This window comes from Spirosoma knui, assembly GCF_054780635.1.
Genome location: NZ_BAAGVY010000007.1, coordinates 133,160 through 154,491, shown reverse-complemented (window position 1 = coordinate 154,491; position 21,332 = coordinate 133,160). Strand labels below are relative to the sequence as shown.

Annotated in this window: 17 protein-coding genes; 11 read left to right on the top strand and 6 right to left on the bottom strand. The window is 50.5% G+C overall.

What is annotated here, in order from left to right:
- Positions 1–45 precede the first annotated feature (45 nt).
- Positions 46–2,274 carry a bifunctional alpha,alpha-trehalose-phosphate synthase (UDP-forming)/trehalose-phosphatase gene (locus tag ACYVIY_RS15975; protein ID WP_460977372.1) on the top strand — a complete coding sequence of 743 codons (2,229 nt, stop codon included), beginning with the start codon at positions 46–48 and terminating at the stop codon, positions 2,272–2,274.
- A 23-nt stretch (positions 2,275–2,297) separates the two neighbouring features.
- Here ACYVIY_RS15975 and ACYVIY_RS15970 read toward each other — a convergent pair whose 3' ends face one another.
- Positions 2,298–3,905 carry an N-acyl-D-amino-acid deacylase family protein gene (locus ACYVIY_RS15970; RefSeq protein WP_460977371.1) on the bottom strand — a complete coding sequence of 536 codons (1,608 nt, stop codon included), beginning with the start codon at positions 3,903–3,905 and terminating at the stop codon, positions 2,298–2,300.
- Between the two features lie 185 nt (positions 3,906–4,090).
- On the opposite strand from ACYVIY_RS15970, the gene ACYVIY_RS15965 reads away from it, so the two are divergent.
- From ACYVIY_RS15965 to ACYVIY_RS15955, 3 genes are read left to right on the top strand one after another with little or no spacing between them, the layout of a single operon-like run.
- On the top strand, positions 4,091–6,031 hold the full coding sequence (locus tag ACYVIY_RS15965; protein WP_460977370.1) for a M1 family metallopeptidase: 1,941 nt from the start codon (positions 4,091–4,093) through the stop codon (positions 6,029–6,031).
- Between the two features lie 29 nt (positions 6,032–6,060).
- The gene (locus ACYVIY_RS15960; RefSeq protein ID WP_460977369.1) at positions 6,061–6,552 is read left to right on the top strand and encodes an NADH-quinone oxidoreductase subunit C; all 492 of its coding nucleotides are present in this window, start codon (positions 6,061–6,063) and stop codon (positions 6,550–6,552) included.
- Positions 6,553–6,596: 44 nt separating this feature from the next.
- Positions 6,597–8,282, top strand: a complete 1,686-nt coding sequence (locus ACYVIY_RS15955; protein ID WP_460977368.1) for a hypothetical protein — start codon at positions 6,597–6,599, stop codon at positions 8,280–8,282.
- Between the two features lie 188 nt (positions 8,283–8,470).
- Here the strand turns inward: ACYVIY_RS15955 and ACYVIY_RS15950 are convergent, their stop codons facing one another.
- From ACYVIY_RS15950 to lpdA, 3 genes are all read right to left on the bottom strand, one after another.
- Positions 8,471–9,835: a M28 family peptidase gene (locus ACYVIY_RS15950; protein WP_460977367.1), complete on the bottom strand. Its 1,365-nt coding sequence runs from the start codon at positions 9,833–9,835 to the stop codon at positions 8,471–8,473.
- 86 nt (positions 9,836–9,921) lie between these two features.
- Positions 9,922–10,851, bottom strand: a complete 930-nt coding sequence (locus ACYVIY_RS15945) for a carbon-nitrogen hydrolase family protein (RefSeq protein WP_460977366.1) — start codon at positions 10,849–10,851, stop codon at positions 9,922–9,924.
- A 148-nt stretch (positions 10,852–10,999) separates the two neighbouring features.
- The gene (lpdA, locus tag ACYVIY_RS15940; protein ID WP_460977365.1) at positions 11,000–12,400 is read right to left on the bottom strand and encodes a dihydrolipoyl dehydrogenase; all 1,401 of its coding nucleotides are present in this window, start codon (positions 12,398–12,400) and stop codon (positions 11,000–11,002) included.
- A 231-nt stretch (positions 12,401–12,631) separates the two neighbouring features.
- On the opposite strand from lpdA, the gene ACYVIY_RS15935 reads away from it, so the two are divergent.
- Positions 12,632–13,201: a hypothetical protein gene (locus ACYVIY_RS15935; RefSeq protein ID WP_460977364.1), complete on the top strand. Its 570-nt coding sequence runs from the start codon at positions 12,632–12,634 to the stop codon at positions 13,199–13,201.
- Positions 13,202–13,205: 4 nt separating this feature from the next.
- Here the strand turns inward: ACYVIY_RS15935 and ACYVIY_RS15930 are convergent, their stop codons facing one another.
- A complete protein-coding gene (locus ACYVIY_RS15930) occupies positions 13,206–15,386 on the bottom strand; it encodes a tetratricopeptide repeat protein (RefSeq protein ID WP_460977363.1) in 2,181 nt (726 codons plus the stop codon).
- A gap of 528 nt (positions 15,387–15,914) precedes the next feature.
- Between ACYVIY_RS15930 and ACYVIY_RS15925 the strand changes: the two genes are divergently transcribed.
- The 3 genes from ACYVIY_RS15925 (at position 15,915) to nth (ending at position 17,478) form a co-directional block, all read left to right on the top strand.
- Complete coding sequence (locus ACYVIY_RS15925; protein WP_460977362.1) at positions 15,915–16,514, top strand: RNA polymerase sigma factor; 600 nt, start codon at positions 15,915–15,917, stop codon at positions 16,512–16,514.
- Positions 16,489–16,740, top strand: a complete 252-nt coding sequence (locus ACYVIY_RS15920; RefSeq protein WP_460977361.1) for a hypothetical protein — start codon at positions 16,489–16,491, stop codon at positions 16,738–16,740. The genes ACYVIY_RS15925 and ACYVIY_RS15920 overlap by 26 nt, the downstream gene beginning before the upstream one ends.
- A gap of 81 nt (positions 16,741–16,821) precedes the next feature.
- Complete coding sequence (nth, locus tag ACYVIY_RS15915; RefSeq protein ID WP_460977360.1) at positions 16,822–17,478, top strand: endonuclease III; 657 nt, start codon at positions 16,822–16,824, stop codon at positions 17,476–17,478.
- A 39-nt stretch (positions 17,479–17,517) separates the two neighbouring features.
- On the opposite strand, the gene ACYVIY_RS15910 is transcribed toward nth, so the two are convergent.
- Positions 17,518–17,937, bottom strand: a complete 420-nt coding sequence (locus ACYVIY_RS15910) for a nucleoside-diphosphate kinase (protein ID WP_460977359.1) — start codon at positions 17,935–17,937, stop codon at positions 17,518–17,520.
- A 152-nt stretch (positions 17,938–18,089) separates the two neighbouring features.
- Here ACYVIY_RS15910 and ACYVIY_RS15905 point away from each other — a divergent pair, with 152 nt between their 5' ends.
- The 3 genes from ACYVIY_RS15905 to ACYVIY_RS15895 all read left to right on the top strand — a co-directional run bounded on the left by ACYVIY_RS15905 (position 18,090) and on the right by ACYVIY_RS15895 (position 21,306).
- Entirely contained in the window at positions 18,090–19,121 is a 1,032-nt protein-coding gene (locus tag ACYVIY_RS15905; protein WP_460977358.1) for a DHH family phosphoesterase, read from the top strand.
- A gap of 114 nt (positions 19,122–19,235) precedes the next feature.
- The gene (locus tag ACYVIY_RS15900; RefSeq protein WP_460977357.1) at positions 19,236–20,147 is read left to right on the top strand and encodes an FKBP-type peptidyl-prolyl cis-trans isomerase; all 912 of its coding nucleotides are present in this window, start codon (positions 19,236–19,238) and stop codon (positions 20,145–20,147) included.
- Positions 20,148–20,397: 250 nt separating this feature from the next.
- The gene (locus ACYVIY_RS15895; RefSeq protein WP_460977356.1) at positions 20,398–21,306 is read left to right on the top strand and encodes an FKBP-type peptidyl-prolyl cis-trans isomerase; all 909 of its coding nucleotides are present in this window, start codon (positions 20,398–20,400) and stop codon (positions 21,304–21,306) included.
- Positions 21,307–21,332: the final 26 nt, after the last annotated feature.

Here is a 21,332-nt window from a genome sequence, read left to right as displayed (position 1 = left end):
GAACTTTACATCCAGCCTTATTGCGTTATGGAAGGTTTATCCGATATGAGTGTTTCAAAACATAGCTACAATCGTTTAGTCATCGTTGCCTATCGTTTACCGTTTACCATTAAACAGACTCCCGGTGGAATTGAGTTGGTTCAGAACGCCGGTGGCCTTGTTTCGGCGGTACTATCTATGGCTGAGCAAATGGGTCAGTCGCCAGACGGTACAAGGCCTAAAATTCACTGGGTCGGTCAGGCAGATCCCTCTTTGAAAGATGTAGACCGGTCATTGTTCGAGAACGAAAGCTTCGTAGCGCACCCGGTTTTCATCGACGAAGCCATCAACAAGGGGTTTTACGAAGGCTTTTCCAATGACCTCATCTGGCCTTTATTTCATTACTTCCCGACCTACGCGTCGTTCCGGGACAGTGATTACGATTGCTACCAGCAGGCCAACACGCAATTTCTGGAAGAGATTACGGCGGCACTCGAACCGGGCGATCTGGTCTGGATTCACGACTTTCAACTGATGCTGTTGCCCGACATGCTGCGTCAGGCCATTCCCGACGCAACCATCGGATACTTTTTTCATATTCCGTTTCCGACGTACGAGATCATCAAGTTGCTTCCCCGCACCTGGCGGCAGGCGCTCATCAGTGGCGTATTGGGGGCCGATGTTGTCGGCTTTCACACGGCCGACTATGCGCAGCATTTTATCAACAGCGTTTCGGAAGTGCTGGCCCTGCCTACCATAAACCAACGGGTGGTTTTACCCGATCGCTCTGTAACGGTTAAGGCGTTTCCGATCAGCGTTGACTTTAACAAGTTCAACGAAGGCGCTCAAACTACCGAAGTCATCGACATTCGAAATCGGTATCAGGATTTGCTTCGGCAAAACCGGATCATTTTCTCTGTAGACCGGCTCGATTACACGAAAGGAATTATCTACCGGCTACAGGGCTACGAACGCTTTCTGATCGAAAACCCCGAATGGCACAACCGCGTTACGTTTGTCATCACGGTAGTGCCGTCACGGGATAAAATCGGCCATTACCAAGAGTTGAAACGCGAGATCGACGAAACCATTGGACGTATCAACGGCTTGTTCGGCAGCATCGGCTGGCGGCCTATCGTGTACTCGTACATGTCTCTGCCGTTTCCCGAACTGCTGGCTCTCTACACGGCCTGCGACGTAGCGCTGATTACGCCCATTCGGGACGGCATGAACCTCGTTTGTAAGGAGTTTATCGCCAGCCGGCAGGACAACCAGGGGGTATTGGTTCTTAGCGAACTGGCGGGTGCCGCTCAGGAGCTAACCGACTCACTCATCATCAACCCAACGGACAGCCAGGAAGTAGCTTCGGCGATCCGGCAAGCGCTGGATATGAGTCCAGCCGAGCAGGAACGACGCATGAAAACCATGCGGGAATACCTGCAAAACCATAATGTGTTCCGGTGGAGCCACGACTTCCTGAGTGCCGTTGACGCTACGCTGAACAACCAGCGTCAGCTGGAAACGAACCTTCCACTGCCCTCGTTCACGACCGAATTCGAGAATGCCCAACAGCGCCTGCTCTTATTCGATTTTGATGGTACACTGGCTCCGATTGTCAATGACCCCGCCGAAGCGCATCTGTCGGAAGCCACCCGACAGGCGCTGCTCCGGCTCGCCGAAAGCAGTGACATTGTGGTCATCAGCGGTCGGAACCGGGTGTTTCTGGAGCAAACCTTTGCCAACATTCCCATCCAGTTAGTTGCCGAACACGGTGCCTTTCTGAAAAGGCCGGATCAGGACTGGCAGCGGCTCGACCTATCGACCGATGACTGGGTTGAATCCGTACGTTCGCTGTTTACCCAATACGTCAACCGTTTCCCCGACTCGTTCGTCGAAGCCAAGGAAACGGCGATTGCCTGGCACTACCGCCGGGTTCAAAGCGACGACGTTGAGGGGCAGTCCATAGAATTAGCCAATCAGTTGCGGGCGATGTCATCAGCAACGCCCCTGACGGTTATTCAGGGCAGCAAAGTCATTGAAGTGAAGCCTGCCCTGCACAGCAAAGGCACCGTTACCAGCAGTCTCTACGAACAGGCCACGTACGATTTTATCGTCAGCATCGGCGACGATACCACCGACGAAGATATGTTTCATCAGCTACCGAATTCAGCCTATACGATCAAGGTGGGTCCCGGTACGTCGTTCGCTCGGTATCGACTGGCTCGCCAGCGAGACGTAGAGATGCTTTTGCAACGCTTAAGCGAGGCCCTGGTCGAATCACCGCGTGTTGAATAATGCAACTCGGGCAGAATCGACTATTATCTGGCTTCGGTCAGGTTGGCAACGTAGCCCGGCCCCATCAGTAACTGGCCGGGACGCTGGCCCGTGTGTTTGCCTTCTTCAATAACCGGTGTTCCGTTAACGAGCACCCACGAAATACCCGTTGTGTAGGCATGAGGCTGTTCGTAAGTCGCTTTGTCGGCAACGGTTTTTTCGTCGAAAAGCACGACATCAGCGGCATACCCCGGACGTAACAGCCCGCGGTCGGTCAGACGAAATCGTTGGGCAGGCAAGGAAGTCATGCGCCGGATGGCTTCTTCCAGCGGAATTACCTTTCGCTCCCGCACGTAACGCCCCAGCACCCTGGCGTTGGTGCCGTACGCGCGTGGGTGCGGCATACCCGACCCAAATTTGGCTACCCCCGCATCCGACGCAATCATGGTATTTGGATACCGCAGAATGGTTTCAACGTCGGTTTCGGACATGGTATGGTACACCATCTGGATGCGTTTCATGTCGGCCCGCTCCATGAGTTCCATCACTAAATCAGCTTCGGCGGTTGCGGTATTTTTACGGCCTAACTTCTGGTTGATCCGCGTAATGCTCAGCCCGTTGAACGTAGTGTCCGCCCGATAGCTGGCCACCACCGCATAGTCGTAGTTTTTACGCAGATTTTTCTTGAGGCTTTCCAGCATCTCCGTCCGGATTTTAGTCCGTGTGGCCGAATCGCGGAAACGAGCCAGCACCGCCGAGTCGCCATCGGCCAGCGCCCACGACGGAATGATGCTGGCCAGTGACGTACTGGATGCCGTGTATGGGTACTGGTCTACCGTTACGTCCAAGCCTTCGCGTCGGGCCGCTTCGACCAACTCGATTGTCTCCGTACTGTTTCCCCATAAAGGCTTACTGGCTACTTTGAAGTGCGAAATCTCGACCGGGATGTTAGCTTCGCGGCTGATCTGAATGGCTTCTTCGATGGCCTGCTTTACCTCCTGCCCTTCGTTCCGGATGTGCGATGCGTAAACGCCCCCGTACCGGGATGCCACTCTTGCCAGATTCACAATCTCGGGCGTGCGGGCATACGTACCGGGCGTATAAATCAAACCGGTCGACAGGCCAACGGCTCCGTCCTGCATGGCCTGCTGTACAATCGCTTCCATATCGGCCTGCTCACGGGCCGTTGGCTCACGAAACGCCGTTTTCATCACCTTCAGCCGCACCGAATTATGCCCAATCAGCGACCCTAGATTAATTGATATACCCTGGGCGCGTAACGTATCGAAATAGCGCCGAAAGTTGGTGCCCGAGCTGCCGCAATTACCGGTAATTAAGGTCGTTACGCCGTCGTAGGTGAAGTTAGGCGCACCCGGCTGCGATTCCAAATCCCCCTCAACGTGCGCATGTACGTCGATGAAACCGGGGGCCACAATCAATCCATTGGCATCAATAATCCGCTTCGCGTCGGCCGAGGGTAGTTTTCCTACCTGGACGATACGTCCATTGCGAATGGCAACGTCGGCCCGTATCCAGGGATTTCCAGTGCCATCTACTACACGCCCGTTCTTAATAATCAGGTCGTACGATTGAGCAGTTGCCAGAACGGGAAAAAGTGAGCAAAAGAGCAATAAACGGAGATACTGTTTCATGATGTTCAGGTTGTCGAATAGTAGGTAAATACCTGATCAATATGGCTGTTTTTCCGGTTAGAACAAAACGTCCGGTGGGCTAAGCAGTACCTGACCGGTACGTCCAGTCAGGCGGGGTACGTTATTGAATAAGACGTATCTTTGATTGACTAGCTGGCCAGCGGCCGGATTCCGGGAGACTGACGATGAGACAACCACTGCTTTTTTTACTGTTCTTTAGTTTTGCCGTAAGGGGGGTTAGCCAGGCTCCGAAGTCTATCTTTCCGCAGCCACTTAGCCCCCGGCTGGCCAATTATCGGATCGACGTAACGCTCGATCCGATCACGAAGAAACTTACAGGGAAAGAGACGCTCACCTGGCGTAATCCCTCGAATGACCAGATTCGGGAGTTACGGTTCCACTTATACCTCAATGCCTTTCGCGACGAGAAATCGACGTTTATGCGCGAATCGGGCGGGCAACTCCGGGGTACCGAAATCGACCGGAATGCGAAAGACAATCCATACGGCTCCATCGATGTGGTCTCCATGAAACTACGTAACGGCCAGGCGCTGGCGTACCAGTTTGTTCAGCCCGACGACGGCAACCGAGATGATCGGACGGTGATCCGTGTGCCGCTCGACAAGCCCGTTGGACCGGGAGAGACCCTTGTGCTCGACATTACGTTTCAGGCCAAACTGCCGAAGATTTTTGCCCGTACTGGCTTCAGCCGCGATTACTTTATGGTCGGCCAGTGGTTTCCTAAGCTTGGCGTGTATGAACCGGCCGGAACGCGATATGCGAAAACCGGCCAATGGAACTGTCACCAGTTTCACGCGCACTCTGAATTTTACGCTGACTACGGCGTATATGACGTACGTATCACCGCCCCGAAGGAGTACTGGGTAAGCGCGACGGGCTTGTTTCAGTCGGAAAAGTTGCACGCGAACGGTACCAAAACTATTCTTTACCACGCCGAAGATGTTGTCGATTTCGCCTGGACAGCCTCACCTCATTTTCAGGTCGTTGAAGATAAATGGAAACGCCCTTCGGGCGGTACGGTTAGTATTGAGCTTTTGATGCAGCCCGAGCACGTTCACCAAGCCCAGCGTCACCTCGACGCAGCCAAAGCAGCTTTAACGTATTTTGATAAATACCTCGGTAAGTATCCTTTTCCGAATCTGACCATCGTTGACCCGCCGTTTCACGCGGACGGCTCAGCCGGCATGGAATACCCGACCTTCATTACCGCTGGAACCGTTTCGTTTTTGCCCGAAGGGGCTCGCTTTCCGGAGCAGGTAACGGTTCATGAGTTTGGGCACCAGTATTTCATGCAGCTACTAGCCTCAAATGAATTTGAAGAAGCCTGGCTCGACGAAGGGTTTAACCAGTATTACGAAGGCCGGATCATGGACGAAACCTACGGCGTTCGCTCATCGCAGCTTGACCTGTTCGGCTTTCGAATCGGTGATCTGGAAAGCTCCCGCGACAGTTACGTTCATCAGGACAATCCCGCCATTGGCACGTCCTTTGGCAATACCTGGCAGCTGGCACCGGGGCAGTATGGCGTATTGACGTACTCAAAAACAGCGACCTGGATGCGGACGCTGGAAGGATTAGTTAGCCGACGGGTAATGGACGAGATCATGCAGACGTACTTCATTCGCTGGCGATTCAAACATCCGAACGCCGACAATTTCATTGCCATCGTCAACGAAATTGTATCGAAACGATTAGGGGATAAGTACGGCCCAAACATGAACTGGTTTTTTGATCAGGCACTTTACGGCGATCAGGTTATCGATTACGCGCTTACATCGCTCAGAAACCGTACTAGCGGAACGACCGTTACCGTAGAGCGCAGGGGCGATGGCCAGATGCCCGTCGACGTACTTGTACATTTCGACAATGGCAAAGAGCAAACCTTGTACTGGAACGGAAAAGCGCGACAGCAAACGTTTACGCTCCCCGAAAAAGCGAAAGCCGTTTGGGCACAGGTAGACCCCAGGCAAAAGATTTATATGGACGTTAACTTCAACAACAATAGCCTGACGTTACGTCCATCCTCGGCTCCAGCGGCTAAATTTGCAACGAAATTTCTGTTTTGGGCCGAAACCTGGATGCAGTGGCTGGCCTGGCTCGTATAAGTTTCTGCTTGCTTTACCAACATAATCAAATGACGTTCGCCGAAATACATACCGTACTCAACACCGAATTCGCCGTAGAGCTACAAGCTAACACGCAAAATCCGCAACCGTACCTGACTATACCTATCGAACGTCTGGTTGAAATTTGTCAGTTCTTACGTGACGACGAACGGGTGTTTTTCGATCTGTTGGCGTGTGTTACAGCCATTGACAATGGCCCGGAGGCCAACACGATGGAGGTGGTTTATAACCTTACGTCTATCCCGTATGAGCACAATCTGATGATGAAAGTGGTGGTGTCCCGGAACACGGTTGGCGCTTTGCTCCCATCGGTTCCGAGCGTAGCCCACATCTGGCGAACAGCCGACTGGCATGAGCGCGAAGCCTTCGATTTAGTCGGCATCCGTTTCGAGGGCCACCCCGATCTCCGTCGGATTCTGCTGCCAACCGATTGGGTTGGGCATCCGTTACGTACCGATTACAAAGAAGAAGACCAGTACCACGGCATCAAAACCAAGTAAGCCCCGCGCAGTTTGCCGTTAGCCGTTTTGTTGTTTCTTTTGTTATGGCTTCAGGACCCAACTGCCGTCTTTTCATGCACAGTCTGTTACGTATCTGTCTAGTTTTATTTGTCCAATTCAGCCTGCTTACGGCTACGTATGCCCAGAGCGACTCCGTTGTCGTTACGGGCCGAATCCGAAACCTGTCGGCCCGGCTGTACCGCGAGTCGCCGACCGTACTCATTAGCCGGAATAACATCCTGCAAGCCACCCGCGAGTTAGTACGTCCGGCTCCGTTAAATGTAGACGGTACGTTTCGGGTCGCTTTACCCCTGATCTACGCGCAGGAAGAGATGTACTTTAATTACGGGCGTATCTCAACGGCGTTTCTGGCCGCACCGGGCACACTACGTATCGACCTCAACGCCGATTCTCTCTTTACGGCGGCTGTTCCTTTTCAGTTTAGCGGGGTCAATGCCCAGGTAAACCAGCAGTTTGCCCGTTATAAAGCGTTTGAAGCATCATTTAAAGACAAACCCGACGGTAAAAAGCTTACCAGTCTGGTAGAAGGCCGTAACAACGTGGATGCCTATCGTCTGTTGCTAACTGCGTACCAGAAACCGTTTCGGGCCTTTGCCGGTATAGAGAAACCCTTCCCGCTGGTAACGCGCTGGATCGGCTCTACCAATCAATACGGAGCGGCTGCTTTTCTGTACGAAAAAGCGCTTTATGAAGATCAAAAATTACCTACCTCGCTCGACGATTCATTACGTCCGCCTAACGATCAGCTTCTGACCGCAGCCCGCGCTTCGGCCATGAACCAGTTCGCCAATTACGCCATGCAGTACAAAGCGAATGCCCAGACGAGTGAAGGGGTTGCTATCAATAAACTAGCGGCTTTATTACTCCGGTATGGCCGCAACCTGAGCAGTACAGAACGATCGCGTCTGGAAGGGTTTGTCGAGACTAACTCGGCTAAATCGGCAGATATTCGCTTTTTCGAAGGGTTGGTCAAGCGATCTAATGACACGATTCAACGACTGGTCAGCTATGAAAATGCGATACGACGCAGCCGATCTAATTTTGGAGAGAGTGCTACGAATTATATTACCGCTTATTTGTTAGCGTCTACCTTACCAGCGTTAACACTCAACTTCGCAAAGTTATTGTACGATTATGCCCGCCCTCGGGTTACAGAGCCTGCGCTAGCTCAATCGCTCGATGAGATGTATAGACTAGAGGTAAAAGATAGCACCCGCATTAGGGGAGCCGTACAAACGTTTCAACGAGCAAACGGGAATGCTTCCGCTTTGGAAATATCACCCGGTGCATTTTTCACGCGTAGCGACGCCCGTAGCGGCTCAGACTTGCTCGATCAGGTTATCAATGCGAACCGAGGCAAAGTCATTTACATTTTAATGACTTACCCAGCTCAGGAAGGTGGCAGGCAGGCAGCCATTGACGCTCAACGCTTACGTAGTGCCTACAGCCCGCGCGATTTTGCCTTAGTCTACCTGCCGCTGCCTGACACGGATAAGATGTTTTGGCCTGAACTAGCCGCTCGTTACAATCTATCAGGCGACCATCTACTACTATCTACAGCTCAACTGGAAGAAGCTTACCAACGCCTACGACCGGATAGTGAGATTTCGGCGACCGTGATCAACCGGGTTGGTAAGATTGTGAAACGAAACGCGCCCTTACCGAGCGCGTTCGATGATGCTAAAAAGCTTATTGACAAAAATCTGTAATAATTGATTTATACCGGAATAACCGCATGATACAAAGTGATCGTTTTTTGTCATCCTGAGGAACGAAGGATCTCCTGTAGCCAAAGGTTATTCAGCCTCACCAGAAGATCCTTCGTTCCTCAGGATGACAAAAATCAGCAGAACACCTCGCTAAATTTTAGACCGTTAAAAGGTTGATTGTTTATTGTTTACAAACCGTACTGGTCTAACAGGTACACCAACGAGGCCATAGAAGCTGCGCCAAGTTCAAGCTCACGCTGGCTAACAGCCTCAAACCGATCAACAGCCGTGTGGTGGTAATCGAAGTAGCGTTGTGAGTCGGGTTTGAAACCGAACAGAACGGTACCTAACGTAGCGAGCGGCCCGATGTCTGCCCCACCGCTGCCCGCGCCGATGTCGGTAAGTCCGTAAGGCGCGAGCAGGGGCTTCCACGGCTCAACTTTGGCCCGTTGAGCAGCTGTTCCTACGATACCAAACCCACGGGGCGTAAACCCGCCTTCGTCGGATTCAACAGCGGCAATGTGCTTTTCTCCGTTTGCCTTTGCCAGATCGGCGTATTTTACACCACCCCGTAGGCCGTTCTCCTCATTCATGAACATAACGGCCCGAATGGTACGCTTCGGCTTGATACCTAACGTTTTCATGATGCGTAGCACTTCAATCGACTGAACGCATCCTGAGCCATCGTCGTGCGCACCTTCTGACAAATCCCAGGAATCTAAATGTCCACCAACGACAATGATTTCATCGGGTTTTTCACTGCCCTTAATCTCGCCCACTACGTTGTAGGATTTAGCATCGGGCAGGGTCTCACAATTCTGTTTGAAGTAAAAGGTCAGGCTTGGGTTCTCCTGCAGCGACTTGCTGAGCAAATCAGCGCCGTTCGTACTGATAGCCGCAGCTGGAATCAGCGGAACGCCCGTTCCGTAGCGCATACCACCCGTGTGTGGATTGTCGTCGTGTACGTTCGTCATCGAGCGAACAAGTACGCCAATCGCGCCGAGCTTAGCGGCTTCCGTGGCGCCATTGGCCCGCTGGTCTACGGCTCCACCGTACGCTTCGAACGTATTGAGTTTCGTCGGGTCCATCGGCCGGTTGAAAAAGACGATCTTACCTTTCACTTTTTCCGCACCCAGCGCCCGGAGTTCAGGGAAGTTTTTCACCTCGATCACGCCCGCTTCCACACCTTTCGCATTCGTCGCTACTGACCCGCCCAGGGCGGCTATCGGTACAGTGGTTTTCTGCTTGCCAATCCGAATAAACGCTTCTTCTTTAGCGCCCCGTACCCAATGCGGCACCATCACCTCTTGTAGAAAAACGCGGTCAAACCCTTGCTGCTCCATGACCTGCTTGGTCCAGTCAACAGCTTTTTGCGCACCCGCAGAGCCGCTCAGGCGTGGTCCGACCTGCTTGGTTAGATAACGCAGCCATTCATACGACTTCCCGTTGGCGAGGGCTTCGTTGTAAATTTTACGGATTGTGACGGAATCGGCGTTTTGGGCGTAACTACAGCCCACGATCAGACTAAAGAGAAAGGTAATTGTTTTCTTCATGATTGGCGGTTGTATGCGTTAAGTAAGCAAGATAACCAAAATGTGTTCCTGCGCTCACGTACGCAGGCTGACCGCCAATTTTACCCTCAAACTTTTTGAAGCGGTGGTTGCTTCGTTACGTTCAACTGGAATACGTCAGGTCGGGCGTAGTGTCCAACGCCGTCGAAGTCCAGCTTACTTTTGGCTAAAACAGCAAAGTCCAGTTCGGCGGTGAGCAAGCCCTCCTGATCCCAAAGCGGCCCAGCCAGAACCTCACCCATGGGCGATAAAATAACGCTGCCGCCCCGACTCATAATCTCAGGCTCGTCGGCCAGCTCGGCCTGATACCGCTCTGGATAATCTGCTTTGCGAACAAACTGATTACTAGCCAGTACGTAACAACGTCCTTCCAGCGCAGTATGCTGCATGGTTGCCTGCCAGGAGTCTCGGGCATCGGCGGTAGGCGCCAGATAAATCTCAACGCCTTGCTGATACAGGGCTGTTCGGGCTAAAGGCATGTAATTTTCCCAGCAGATCAGGCCACCGATTTTGCCTAAGTCAGAATCAAAGCTGAGCAACGTGCTGCCATCACTTTCGCCCCAAATGAATCGTTCTAAGCCCGTTGGTTTCAGCTTCCGATGCTGGCCCAGAAACCGTCCATCAGGCGAAAAGTAAAATAACGAGCAGTAAAGCGTACCGCCAATAGGGTCCCGTTCGGTCACACCTAGTGCAACGAACATGTCAGCTTCCCGAACGGCTTCGCTGATCCGGTCCGTATGAGCCGAATTGGCCTCAATACTATTCGCCCAATAATCCAGCCAGGTGTTACGTCCTCGTTCGGTACGACGCCCAACCACGGCATCAAAGCTTAACCCGCGGGGATAACACGGGATAAACGATTCCGGAAATAACAGCAATTTACAGCCTTCGTTAGCCGCTTTCTGAATCCACTGGATGACCAAGTCAACACTTTTATCGATGTCAAACAGCGCCGGTGTTGCCTGCACCACACCAACCTTAACGTTTTTGAACTCCATACATCAAACGCACTACAAATAGAATTGCTGTGGCGGGGCCTAGCGGCAGCCAAATGCGGGCTAATATCAGCGATGACTTCCAACAAACAAAAAGCCCGGCTACTGTTGAGCAGCCGGGCCTACGATTTAACGTACGTTACGTCTTTTCTTACATATTGATCGCCCGGTTGTCGGTAGCGGCTAAGCAGGCTTCTTTAAAGGCTTCGGTGTAGGTCGGGTGCGCGTGCGACATCCGCGATACGTCTTCCGCCGACGCCCGGAACTCCATCGCCACAACGGCTTCGGCAATCATATCGGCCGCCCGTGGACCAATGATGTGAACGCCTAAGATTTCGTCAGTTTCCTTGTGAGCTAACACCTTCACTAAACCATCAATGTCCATACTGGCGCGGGCCCGTCCAAGTGCTTTGAATGGGAACGAACCGGTCTTGTACGGAATGCCTTCCTGCTTCACTTCCTCTTCGGTATACCCCACGGCCGCAACTTCAGGCCAGGTATACACAACGTTTGGAATGAGCCGGTAATGGATGTGTGGCTTTTGGCCCGCGATGGTTTCGGCAATGAATGTACCTTCTTCTTCCGCTTTGTGCGCTAACATCGCCCCGCGAATTACGTCGCCTAATGCGTAGATGTGCGGAACGCTTGTACGCAGGTGGTTATCGACCTCAACCTTCCCGCGATTGTCGGTTTTCAGGCCAGCCGCTTCCAGATTCAACCCGTCGGTATACGGCCGACGACCAACCGATACTAGGCAATAATCACCGGTTAGCGTAATTTGCTTACTATCGGGTGTATCGATGCTAACTTCTACTTCCTCACCTTTATTCTCGACTTTCGTGACTTTATGATTGAAATAGAAGTCAGCACCCAGTTTCTTCACCGCCCGCTGAAGCTCTTTACCCATCGTTTTATCCATGGTCGGAATCATCGAATCCGCAAACTCAACGAACGACACTTTGGCACCAAGACGAGCGTACACCGAACCCAGCTCAGCGCCGATAACACCAGCGCCGATGATGATCAGGTGTTTGGGTACTTCTTCGAGCTTAAGCGCTTCTGTCGACGTAATAACCCGCTTTTTATCGATAGGCATCGACGGAAACGACAGCGGCTTCGATCCAGTCGCGATGATGATATTCTTGCCAGTAATCGTTTGCTCAGAACCGTCGTCCTTTGCAATCTTGACCGTATGTGGGTCAACGAACGAACCGAACCCGTAGAACGTATCGATTTTGTTTTTCTTCATCAGAAACGCAATACCCTTTGTCGTTTGATCGACTACGTCCTGCTTCCGGGCAATCATCTGATGTAGATCAACCTGTAAATCATTCAGCTTAATGCCATGTTGGGCAAAAGTGTGGGCTGCGTTGTAAAAATGCTCTGAGGAGTCGAGCAGCGCCTTTGAGGGAATACAGCCTACGTTCAGACAGGTGCCGCCCAGCGTAGGATATTTTTCAATAATTGCCGTTTTTAGTCCGAGTTGAGCACAGCGAATTGCGCCGGTATAGCCCCCTGGCCCCGAACCGATCATAATAACATCGTATTCCATTGCTTATGTTGTTTGTAGTCATCCGTGGTCATTTTCTAGCCATTAATTGTCATTATCTGTTTAAATCTCTTTATGACAACCAATGACCACATACTGACCACTCAATGACTAGATGAATAGCGTTTCGGGTACAAATTTGGTTCAGAATTTGATTGACAAAACCGATTTCCAAAAATTCGTGTTGGTGGTTCAGAAAAGCTTCAGGTACAGGGAGCTGATTCACCTTACTTTATGCGCGCAATTTTTCCTCTTGGCCTTCTGGTTATATCGGTTCTTATGGGTTGCGACAACCCCGCTCAGCAGAATCAGCCAAACGTTTATTATGACGTGGCTGGCTTTGTGAAAAAGCAAATTGCCGAGCTATCTGCCCAGAAACCCCTGGTTGCTAAAAGCGTTCTGATTAATGCGGAACAAAATCAGCAGGCGACCCGGGATGTGAACTGGAGCCGCGAACTGGAACTGTTTACCCAGGCAGATATTAACAAACCCGCTTTGCGAACGAGTTACCAGATTACGCGACCCGATTCGCTGACGTATCAGTATCTGCTGAAGAAGTCGGAAGAACGGCTAACGGTACGTTCTCTACGTGTCCAGTTAGACCCAGCCACTCGTCAGCCGCGCCGAATCGAAGCTGTTCTGCAAACGAAAAATCCGCTGTACTCCTCCGAACGGCATTTGTTACTTGAGAGCGGACCCACCCAAGGGCAGCAATGGCGCGTAGCGCACTACAAGCTGTCTGGTTTCCAGCAGCTGCCTTATTTCTCCAAGAATGAGTTTATGGTAGAAGGCCGGGTCCAGTAGCACGTCAGGCGGTCGCCAAATCTGACGATGTGGGTAGAATAAAGATAAACGTAGTGCCTTCGCCGACTTCGGAGTGAACTTCGTAGCGCCCCTTAATGAGATCCATACGGGCTTGAATGTTACGTAGTCCCATGCCAGTGGCATCGGCGGGATTCATGCCGCAGCCATTGTCCTTCACAATCATATTCAGCTCATTACCAAACCGCCGGAACAGAATGTCGGCCTCGGTCGCTTCGGAATGCCGCAGAATATTGCTGCATAATTCGATACAGATCGAATATAGGTTGAACTCAGTTGTTTTATCCAAACGGGGCAATTCCTCGTTGTCAAGCCGGAATGTGGTTTTCTGTGACAGGTTGAGCTTGTACACTAATCGGGTCAAAGCCTCCGACAACCCTTGCTTCTCCAGTTCATCGGGTTGTAAATTATGCGACAGGTAACGTACCTCCGCAAAGGCTTCCTTTGTCATGCCCAGCAAATTCTGGTAGATCAACTGCTCCCGCTCAGAGAGCCGGGCCGGATTCAAGGCCGATAAACTGGTTTTAATTGCCGCCAGCAAACCGCCGAGACTATCGTGTAGATCAGCCGCCATTCGCTTTCGTTCGAGCGTCTGACCACGTAACAAGGCCTCTTCGATCTCTCGATTTTTAGCGCGCAACTGATCGTTGGCCAGCTTCAGCTCCGCTGTTCGGGCGATAACCTTGTCTTCCAACCCCCGGTTAAACGCTTCGATCTCCCGTTTTTGCCGGTAAATCAACTGGCTTTTGCGGAAATACACCGTAGCAAAGACCAGCAGCATCGCCAGTCCGCCGACCAGAAACGTCCGCATCAGCGCCTGTTGTTCGATATCGTGACTAAGGGTATTAATGCGGGCTCGGTGCTCAAGCTGGCTCTTTTGTGAATCAGCCCGCAATCGTTCGGTTTCGATCCGCTGCTGAAGCTGGCTCATCCGAGCTTCGCCAGCCAGTTGCTCCCGCTCCGCCCGCGATCGGATACGCGCCAGTTCAGCCTGCCTACGCATATCCAATAACTGCTGCTGTTGAATCAACCGCTCTTTTTCTGCCTGCACTTTTACCTGACCGATATCATATTTCTTCTGTAAGGCCGATAACTCCTGGACCCGCTTCAACGCATTCAGACTATCACGTATCTGGATATGTTCTTCGTACATACTCAGCGCCTGGCCCGGTTGATTAGCCAGCCGATACGCCTTATAGAGGGATTGCGTCACCATCTGGCGGATCCGAAGGAATCCTGACTGGCGGGCAACGGTTATGGCTTTTTCCCCATAGTCGATAGCCAGTTTTGGCTGGTTCAACAACGCATAACATTCTGACAGACGCGACCAGACCGAGGCCTGACCAACGCGGTCATTGAGCTGAGTCCAGACGGCTAAGCCTTCCTGAAAGAATTTAATAGCCTGCTCCGGGTGGCCGCGATTGATCAAAAAGTCACCCAGCCGGTCATCGGCATAGGCTACATTTATTTGCGAGCGAGCATCTAGAGCGATTAGCCGACTTGCATCGTACTGCTGGCGCGCCAAATCGTATTTACCCTGTATTTCGTACACTTCGCCCATCTGGGCTGTAGCCTGCCCCGTCAGCAGTTTCCTGTTTTTAGGCGTCAGCGACGTATTAAAACCAAGAAATGTCAGCGAATTCCGGTAACTTGTTAAGGCGTTATCATACTCTTTCATCAGCATGTATATATCGCCCATATTCATCTGCACCTGCCACCGGGGAGAACTCTCGCGAGGCAAACGAGCGCACATTTCCGAAGCCTGCTGATTGATGCGGAGTGCTTCAGGATATTCGCCTTTCACTGTACGCAGGTAATGCTCTTGAAGCATCATGGCCCGTACAGCGTATAGGACATTGTGGTAGAGCACCGACCGATCTTTTAAAACACCCGCGTAGAAGTAACTGCTGTCGCGGCTTTGTCCCCGCATTTGCTTGAACACAAGCGACATGAAGCGGAGTCCTTCCAAACGTAACGTATCATTGTGGGCAGTCCGGGGGAGCCGTTCGATGCTTTGGCGATAAGCACGTCCAAGCGTCAGTAAGCTATCCATGTAAGCGGCATCTGTTCGGCGATCGAAATTCAACTCGGGTAATGTAGGATAGGCTTGCCCCCAGCAGGCAACGCCCCACATAAGCATAGCAAATCCAAGCCAAAACGATCTCATAGCTCAATTACCGTCACCAAGATGCGAATACAAGGCTCTAAAGTAATCATTATATACAGACAATCAAGAGCTTATCTGAGAATTTATAAATTTAGCGGTCATTTTTCACATCCTAACTCCAACAAAATCAGCCCATCCAGTCTTTCAGCTACAAATATGATAACGTTGCCTTAGCGTACAAAAACACGTAATACGTATACTTATTAAAAGATTTATAAAAAATTAACGGGCTATTTAAACGCTTGGCTCAAAAATGGAATCCAAGCTATACTGTCAGACGTAAGTACAATAATTTCCAAGAATAAGCTAGAATTAAGGAAGTTTTTATTAATTTCGTTGTCCCAAAATAATTCAGCTATAATTGTATTGAAATATTGGCACTTTGGCAGATTTTTTGTGGCAATAGTTGCATATATGTAAATAATATTCTTATTTTTAAGGCCTAATTACTAAAAGTTACAAAAAACTTAATCCCCCGCACACACTATCGGAACACAGCTCTACGTTACCTAATTGTCTTACTGAAAAATGGAAAAAGCCCAGGTAAACGACAGTGAGCTGATTTCCCTGTATATCCGTGGTAATGAGAAGGCCTTTGCAAAATTAGTGCAACGGCACAAGTCGAAGATTTACACCACCATTTACTTAATTGTAAAAGACCAGTATGTGGCGGAGGATTTGATGCAAGATACGTTCATAAAAGCCGTAGACACGCTCAAATCTGGTAAATACAACGAGGAAGGCAAATTCTTACCTTGGATTATTCGGATCGCTCACAACTTGGCCATTGACTATTTCCGAAAAGATAAACGCTACCCCAGTGTGGTGTTTGAGGACGGAAGCAGTGTGTTCAACACGCTAGAGTTTGCGGAGGATTCGATAGAATCACTTCAGATCCGGCAGGAAACACACGAGCATTTGCGCGAATTGATTCAGCGGTTGCCGGAACAACAGCGTCAGGTGCTTATCATGCGGCACTACGAGGAAATGAGTTTCCAAGAGATTGCCGATGCGACCGGCGTCAGTATTAACACGGCTTTGGGACGTATGCGTTATGCGCTGATTAATCTGCGCAAACAACTGAGCAAACGTTCGCCAAGTTATGATAAAAACATTTACCCAAGATGATGTAATCCGGTACGTCTACGAAGAGACTTCCGCTGAGGAAAATCTGCTTATTGAAGACGCCATGATGTTTGAACCGGAACTGATGACCTTCTTCCTGGAAGCGCTCGAACTACGCGCTTTGATGAACAAGATTGAACGTCAGCCCCGTGAAAATACGGTTCAGACTATCCTTAATTACTCCAAACACCATCCGGCCAATCCACCCAAGCGATTACGACATACGTAACGGATGGGTGGATTAATGTTGCCTACTGCAGCACAACTAGTAAGTTACCGAGCTTAATAGTTGTGCTGCACCAGATTTGCTATGCAAAAGAAAGAGCGTTTTCGGCGGTTTATCGAGTATTTCACTCAACATTACCCGGAACCGAAAACCGAACTTCATTTCAGTAATCCGTATGAATTGTTGGTTGCGGTGATTTTGTCAGCGCAGTGTACCGATAAGCGGATAAACCAGATCTCACCCGCTTTATTTGCCCGTTTCCCCGAACCGGAGTCGCTGGCTGCAGCTTCGGTAGACGAAGTGTTTTCGTACATCCGCAGCGTTTCATATCCGAATAATAAAGCGAAGCACCTGGTCGGCATGGCCAGGGCGTTAATGGAGCGATTTGGGGGAGAGATACCGGCAAGTGTCGAGGAATTACAAACTTTACCGGGGGTCGGGCGTAAGACAGCGCACGTTATTTTGTCGATTGTTTATAACGAGCCGACAATGGCTGTGGACACGCACGTTTTCAGAGTCTCTCACCGGCTGGGGCTGGCTCCGTTGACAGCTACTACGCCATTAGCTGTTGAAAAAGCCTTGATGGCGCATGTGCCTAAAGAGCACGTACCAAAGGCACACCACTGGCTTATTCTGCACGGCCGTTACGTCTGTATAGCCCGAGCGCCTAAATGCGAGATTTGTGCTCTAAAAGATTTCTGTAAGTATTACGAGAAGACAGGTCTTCAGGTATTGCAGTGAACAGCACAATAAATGTTACGCTGTTCACTGCAATACGTTCTAGTACTGCTCGGTTGCTGCAAAGAAGAAACTGCCTTCGATTTCAGCATTCTCATCGGAATCAGAACCGTGGATGGCGTTTGCTTCGATAGACTTAGCGTATAATTTCCGAATGGTGCCTTCTTCGGCCTGCGCCGGGTTGGTTGCACCGATAAGCTTACGGAAATCAGCCACAGCGTTTTCTTTCTCCAGAATCATCGGTACAATAGCACCCGACGACATGTATGTACGCAAATCATTATAGAATGGCCGTTCGCGGTGAACCGCGTAGAACTGGCCAGCCCGTTCGGGGGTCAGCTGCGTTTTTTTGATTGCTACGATCCGGAAACCTGCTTCCTCAATCTGTTTGATAATTGCTCCGGTATGCCCCGCTTCTACAGCATCGGGCTTAATCATGGTGAACGTTCGGTTCGTTGCCATTATAGGTTGTTGAATCCAAATTTTAGTTGCCTACTCCAGGGCGGGCGCAAAGGTAAGGACTTTCGCCCGAAATGCCAGCCCGGTTTAAAAGCCCGCTGATATCCAAATTATTCGTACTTTTGAATTTCGTTTGTGGCTTCGGCCGTTTGTGTATGCAAGACATTGATGCAATTGGTCTGGTTATTGGGCAGCCGCTTAGCGGACCCGCGCAAACCATACTGATTACAACTCACCAAAACCCCGATGCGGATGCCATGGGCTCGTCGCTGGGTCTGGCGGGTTATCTCCGGAAAAAAGGTCATCACGTAACCGTTGTAACACCAACCGAGTATTCGCAAAACCTTCACTGGATGTCAGGTAACGAAGATGTGGTTGTGTTCGACGAAAAGATCCGCGTTACCGTTGCCCAGTTGTTTGAAGACGCCAATGTCATTTTCTGCCTTGATTTTTCAAGCCTTGACCGGATTCGTGAACTGGCACCTATGGTACGTCAGTCCCGTGCGCGTAAGATTCTGATTGATCATCATCTGGAGCCGGAATCATTTGCAGATTTGGCCTTATGGGACCCCAGTGCTGCCGCTACAGCCGAACTTGTATACCGACTGATTGTAGAACTGGGCGATAAAGATCAAATTGACAAGCCTATCGCCGAGTGTCTGTATTCAGGCTTAATGACGGACACCGGATCATTTCGTCATTCGAATACGACGGGTAACGTTCACCGTATGGCCGCTGATCTGGTCGATCTCAAGATTGACATCAGTAGCATACACCGGCGAATCTTTGATAACGTATCAATCGACAAATTTCGGTTGCTGGGTTACGTACTAAATGAAAAATTGAAGGTTCTACCTGAGTTCAAATTTGCGTACATCACTTTGACGGATGCCGAGCTAAAGCGCTTTCGTTCCAAAACCGGCGATACGGAAGGCATGGTAAACTATGCATTAGCTGTGGAAGGCGTGGTGATGGCTGCAATTTTAATTGACCGGAATGAAGAAATTCGCCTGTCGTTCCGTTCTATTGGTGACTTCTCAGTACGAGAGCTTGCCAGTGCGCATTTTGGCGGAGGAGGTCACCGAAATGCAGCGGGTGGGCGCAGTAAGCTTTCCCTGGCAGAAACCGAGCAGAAACTGCTCGCCATATTACCCCAGTATCAGCAAGTACTGCTGGAAACAGTATAAATCGCGTTGTTTGTTCTACGCGTTCATTTTATGAGCTAACCGGCGTGTCAACTGAACGTACCGCAATGAGCGACAACTGAAACCTTTATTCGTGTAAAAACTAGTTAACTTTTTATGTTCCTTAAAAATTTCGGGAAAGCCGCCTTGATCGTCGCTGTAGTAGCGGCTTGCGGTAAAAACCGCGTAGAGGTGACGCAGAACGGCCTGAAGTACCAAATCCACGAACAAACGGAAGGTGCCCGTAAAGGAAAGGTGGGCGATATTCTTACCCTTCACTTAACGCTGCTCAATAACAAAGATTCTGTGCTGCGCGATACACACAAAGAAGGCGCTCCCTTCCAGATGCTGTTGCAAGTACCACCGTTTAAGGGCTCGTATGAAGAGGGGCTGACAATGCTGGGCAAAGGCGATAGCGCTACGTTTTACGTAAATGCCGATTCGCTGTTCACCCGTGCAATGCAGCCATTGCCTCCGGGTGTTCAGAAAGGAACCGATATCGGTATCGCTGTGAAAGTTCTGAACGTACAGACTGAGGATGAATACAAGAAAACGCAGGCGGCTGATTTTGAGAAGCAAAAAGGCGTTGATGCGAAGGTAATTGAGGGTTACGTTGCTAAAAACGGCTTAGCGGGTAAAGCGCAAAAGACGGAGTCGGGCGTTTACTACGTAGTAACGCAGGCAGGTAACGGCCCAACGCCTAACCGTGGCGATATGGTGCAGGTACACTATACGGGCAAGTTGCTGGATGGTAAGGTATTCGACAGCTCACGTTCTAATCCGCAGGCGGGTGGCAAACCCGTGCAGTTCCCGATTGGAGTTGGCCAGGTTATTCCTGGTTGGGAAGAGGGCGTTATGAAGATGCATAAAGGCGAGAAAGCAACGCTGATTATTCCTTCTGTACTGGCATACGGTCCTCGCGGTAACCAGGGCATTCCCCCAAATTCGGTACTGCTGTTCGACATTGAATTAGTCGATATTCAGAAAGGCCAGCCTGGCGGAATGGGCATGCCTCAGCCCGGACGCTAAACCGTAGGTAAGCAACAGGGAAGTCATGACCCGTACGAACCTGGTTGTTGCTCATTAAACTGCTTATTTTGTAAGTCCCGTAGTGACGTCATCGACCAGGTGACTTTGCTACGGGACTACCAGTAAAAGCGGTAAACGTTTTGACAAACGCACTATCAGTTTTGTTTTTAAGGCCGTTACGAACATAGACGGCAACGTTTTACGTTCTATTACTAAACCGGCCTGCCTACTGGCCCGATTAGAACTAACTATGAAACTAAAAAGTAACCTTTCGCTTTGGGCATTTAGTCTGCTGGCTGCTGGTAGTTTATTATCAGCCTGTCAGGAACCTGGCGAAGCGTTGACCGATCGGAAGCGACGTGAAAACGAAGCAGAGATCGAGCAGTACATTAAACAGAATAACCTGGTAGCAACCAAGACGGACGAAGGCATTTATTTCGTTCAGACTAAGTCAGTGCCAACAGGCCAGGCACCTGTGGTAGGAGACGAGGTGCGCTATCATTTCGTTGCCCGGCGTTTAGATGATACGATTGTCGACAGCACGGATATAGCAGCTAATAATCCCGCTACGGTCGTTCTAGCTGGCAATCAAACTACCGGTATTACCCTCGGTAAGTACGCTGGTATACTTAAACTCCGGGCCGGTGAGGAAGGCTCCGTTTTAGTACCAGCGCAACTGGATGGCGGCCGTATTGGGTCACTGCTCCTACCCCAGTATTCACCGGTGCGCTACGACCTGCGCATTGTGAGCGTCAGAAACGAGAAGCAACAAATCGACGACTATATCAGAACAAATAAGCTGACGGTAACGACGCTAACCAGCGACAGTATACGGGTTATTAAAACGCTGGTACAACCTTCTGACTCAGTCGCGATTACGGCAGGAAAGAGTGTGACGGTAAATTACAAAGGTCGGCGTGCCAGCAATGGTAATCTGTTTGACTCCGGAACTGGCTATAAAGTTACCATTGGCGAGAAACGGAATGTACCTGGTTTCGAGAACGGACTCGCGAATCTAAGAGCTGGAGAAAAGGCAATATTGATCTTCCCCTCTGCTTTGGGATATGGAGTTCAGGGAAGTCCAAGTCAGAACTCAGTTCAGAACATTCTTCCATACACTCCATTAGTATTTGAAATAGAAGTAACAAAAGTCGAATAACTTTTCATACCCTTATTGAGCCGTTT

Excerpts from the sequence above, each read along its gene's own strand:
- ACYVIY_RS15935 (WP_460977364.1), top strand. The coding sequence starts at position 12,632 with ATGCGCGCAATTTTTCCTCTTGGCCTTCTGGTTATATCGGTTCTTATG.
- ACYVIY_RS15960 (WP_460977369.1), top strand. The coding sequence starts at position 6,061 with ATGACGTTCGCCGAAATACATACCGTACTCAACACCGAATTCGCCGTA.
- ACYVIY_RS15905 (WP_460977358.1), top strand. The coding sequence starts at position 18,090 with ATGCAAGACATTGATGCAATTGGTCTGGTTATTGGGCAGCCGCTTAGC.
- nth (WP_460977360.1), top strand. The coding sequence starts at position 16,822 with ATGCAAAAGAAAGAGCGTTTTCGGCGGTTTATCGAGTATTTCACTCAA.
- ACYVIY_RS15945 (WP_460977366.1), bottom strand. The coding sequence starts at position 10,851 with ATGGAGTTCAAAAACGTTAAGGTTGGTGTGGTGCAGGCAACACCGGCG.
- ACYVIY_RS15965 (WP_460977370.1), top strand. The coding sequence starts at position 4,091 with ATGAGACAACCACTGCTTTTTTTACTGTTCTTTAGTTTTGCCGTAAGG.
- ACYVIY_RS15910 (WP_460977359.1), bottom strand. The coding sequence starts at position 17,937 with ATGGCAACGAACCGAACGTTCACCATGATTAAGCCCGATGCTGTAGAA.
- ACYVIY_RS15975 (WP_460977372.1), top strand. The coding sequence starts at position 46 with ATGAGTGTTTCAAAACATAGCTACAATCGTTTAGTCATCGTTGCCTAT.
- ACYVIY_RS15895 (WP_460977356.1), top strand. The coding sequence starts at position 20,398 with ATGAAACTAAAAAGTAACCTTTCGCTTTGGGCATTTAGTCTGCTGGCT.
- lpdA (WP_460977365.1), bottom strand. The coding sequence starts at position 12,400 with ATGGAATACGATGTTATTATGATCGGTTCGGGGCCAGGGGGCTATACC.
- ACYVIY_RS15950 (WP_460977367.1), bottom strand. The coding sequence starts at position 9,835 with ATGAAGAAAACAATTACCTTTCTCTTTAGTCTGATCGTGGGCTGTAGT.
- ACYVIY_RS15900 (WP_460977357.1), top strand. The coding sequence starts at position 19,236 with ATGTTCCTTAAAAATTTCGGGAAAGCCGCCTTGATCGTCGCTGTAGTA.
- ACYVIY_RS15955 (WP_460977368.1), top strand. The coding sequence starts at position 6,597 with ATGGCTTCAGGACCCAACTGCCGTCTTTTCATGCACAGTCTGTTACGT.
- ACYVIY_RS15970 (WP_460977371.1), bottom strand. The coding sequence starts at position 3,905 with ATGAAACAGTATCTCCGTTTATTGCTCTTTTGCTCACTTTTTCCCGTT.
- ACYVIY_RS15930 (WP_460977363.1), bottom strand. The coding sequence starts at position 15,386 with ATGAGATCGTTTTGGCTTGGATTTGCTATGCTTATGTGGGGCGTTGCC.
- ACYVIY_RS15920 (WP_460977361.1), top strand. The coding sequence starts at position 16,489 with ATGATAAAAACATTTACCCAAGATGATGTAATCCGGTACGTCTACGAA.
- ACYVIY_RS15925 (WP_460977362.1), top strand. The coding sequence starts at position 15,915 with ATGGAAAAAGCCCAGGTAAACGACAGTGAGCTGATTTCCCTGTATATC.